The sequence below is a fragment of the Mesorhizobium sp. M2E.F.Ca.ET.219.01.1.1 genome, assembly GCF_004016445.2.
Classification (GTDB): Bacteria; Pseudomonadota; Alphaproteobacteria; order Rhizobiales; family Rhizobiaceae; genus Mesorhizobium.
This window is the reverse complement of record NZ_SADT02000056.1, coordinates 1-423: the sequence shown is the minus strand read 5'-3', so window position 1 is coordinate 423 and position 423 is coordinate 1. Positions and strand designations below refer to the sequence as shown.

General features: G+C 46.3%; 1 protein-coding gene. It reads left to right on the top strand.

Annotation, left to right across the window (positions count from 1 at the left end; translation table 11 throughout):
- On the top strand, window positions 1–323 hold a 323-nt coding region (locus EN862_RS36655), incomplete at its 5' end, for a hypothetical protein (protein ID WP_210235705.1).
- Window positions 324–423 lie beyond the last annotated feature (100 nt).

Genomic DNA, 423 nt, shown 5'->3' with positions numbered 1-423 from the left:
ACCGCATCTATGTTTGCGGTCTCAACGGCTCTTCTGCAATAGCGATATGGTCATATTCAACAGCAACTGCATGGAATTCAAGTGTTGCCAGTAAAACGATATTACCTAATTACAGCAATGTATGGGTAAGGGCCAGCTATACAAGTGCGACGACGACGCTAACTTTTTTCTATTCGATTGACGGGTACACATGGGATCAAGTTTACACGACCGCATCTCCATATACCGGCGCGCCGACAGACTATGGGATCACGGTTGGGTCGGCCGGAAACAGCACTGGCGCAATACTTTCGCTAAATTATATGGCGGAAAGCTCTCCGTGAAATGTCAAATTGAACACGTCATTTGGTATCGTTGCGGCTCACAGTTTGAAGGATCACCAAATGGTAGGAAGTTGGAGTGTAAATATGGCGGGAACAATAC